General features: G+C 60.3%; 3 protein-coding genes. All 3 read right to left on the minus strand.

Annotated elements, in window-relative coordinates:
* Positions 1-420 precede the first annotated feature (420 nt).
* Positions 421-594 carry a hypothetical protein gene (locus F618_RS16280; protein WP_019569016.1) on the minus strand — a complete coding sequence of 58 codons (174 nt, stop codon included), beginning with the start codon at positions 592-594 and terminating at the stop codon, positions 421-423.
* A gap of 128 nt (positions 595-722) precedes the next feature.
* Entirely contained in the window at positions 723-1,142 is a 420-nt protein-coding gene (locus F618_RS0114610) for an STY4534 family ICE replication protein (RefSeq protein WP_018878672.1), read from the minus strand.
* Positions 1,143-1,327: 185 nt separating this feature from the next.
* Positions 1,328-1,524, minus strand: a 197-nt coding sequence (locus tag F618_RS16505; RefSeq protein ID WP_155998058.1) for a hypothetical protein, incomplete at its 5' end; no start/stop codon positions are given.

A 1,524-nucleotide genomic window follows, 5' to 3' on the forward strand; every position in this document is an offset into this window, starting at 1 on the left:
CGATCCCCAGGACAAAGTCTTGGGGATCGGCGCATCGGTCGGTCAGCAGGGTGCTTCAAGGCACCAGTGACGCGGAGGTGGAGTCACCCGGGCCGGTTGGCGCTTGGTGTACTCGGGCTGAGTGAACCGAAGGTCCACTCGTTCGCCCGCGCGCTTGAATGCCATGCCTTCGTGTTTCCGGCTGATGTGAAGTCCTCGCATGAGTCTGTCTCCGAGTAATGGGGACAGACCGCCCCCACGGGGATCGGTTGTCCCCGTGGTGGGTAAAGGAAATGGATCGACCGGCAGTGTCGGCACCCTTCTTCCCGATCCGGAAGGGTTTTAAGGGGCCTGATACGCTCAGGCGGGCGGTAAAGCCGTCATTCCCCAGGATCGCGCGCGACCCTCGGGAATGACGCCCCCGAAGGGGCGCCGGCTCGATCAACCGATCCGCATTTCCAGATGGTGAAGATCGGACGTGGAAAGCTGTTCCAGATCGGCATCCGTAATGGGCTCCAGGGTGCGGGTATCCAGTACCTGGAAACCGCACTTGAGGGCCTCGGAAACCGAGTCGAGCGAACGAAAGAGCTTGGTGATGGTGATGCGAGCTTTCATAGGGCTTCTCCGTCAGTTGTGGGACACCACCGATCCCTCCTGCCGCAACAAGAGGGATCGGTGGTGTCCCACAACGGAGACGCCCCGCAGCCAGGGGGGAGGACCCCCTGGCGAACGGTCGGTCGGATTCAGGCGGCCGAGCTTTCCGGTTCCTGAGTCGAGTCCGCAGATGCGGTGTAGACGGTTTCGCCGTCCACCTTGACCCAGGCGATCCGGAGCAGCCGAGCCTTCAGCGAAACGCCGGTCTGACCGGCTTTCTCGCCTTTCTGATACTCGAACAGATCCGGGTACAGATCACCCAGCTTGAATCCGATGAGGACCTTTCGATCTTCATCGATGTAGGTCTTGGCGGCCTTGATCAGCCGCTCGGCTTCTGCCCCGCTGACCCGGCAATCGAACCGGGTCTTGTCGGGGGCGTCGGCGGATCCATGCAGCGCGACGATGTCGCACGCATAGAAGGACGCCCCCTTCTTGGGGCTCACCTCGCGTACCCGATTCAGGTAGCCAAGGCCGGTGATGTGCAGATCGAAGTATTTGTTCTCAGACATGGTGGTTCTCCTGTTTCAGTGAAATCCGGAGAAACCATGCCCGTCCGGGGATTGGTTTCCCCGGGAGGGTGAAGGTAGCGCGAGGCGCTACTGTTTCTTGCTGCGACGTTCCTGACGCCAGCCAATGACGTTCAGGATGACGAAGACGATGAAAATCAGAGTGGCGATCAGCGCGAACGGCTCCATCACGACTCCTCCTCGTTGATCTGGATGTTTCCGATGACCAGGAGCATCACTCCGAGCGTGATCACGTAGAGCACGCTGGCCAGCGGCACCGCCTCCAGGAATAACGCAACGATACTGGCGACGATCATGCCGACGCCCATTTTCCGCGAATCTTCCTTGACGGTCTGGGTGTTGATAAGGGGTCTTTTCACAAAGG

The sequence above is a fragment of the Thioalkalivibrio sp. ALMg13-2 genome (assembly GCF_000381185.1).
Taxonomy (GTDB): domain Bacteria; phylum Pseudomonadota; class Gammaproteobacteria; order Ectothiorhodospirales; family Ectothiorhodospiraceae; genus Thioalkalivibrio; species Thioalkalivibrio versutus.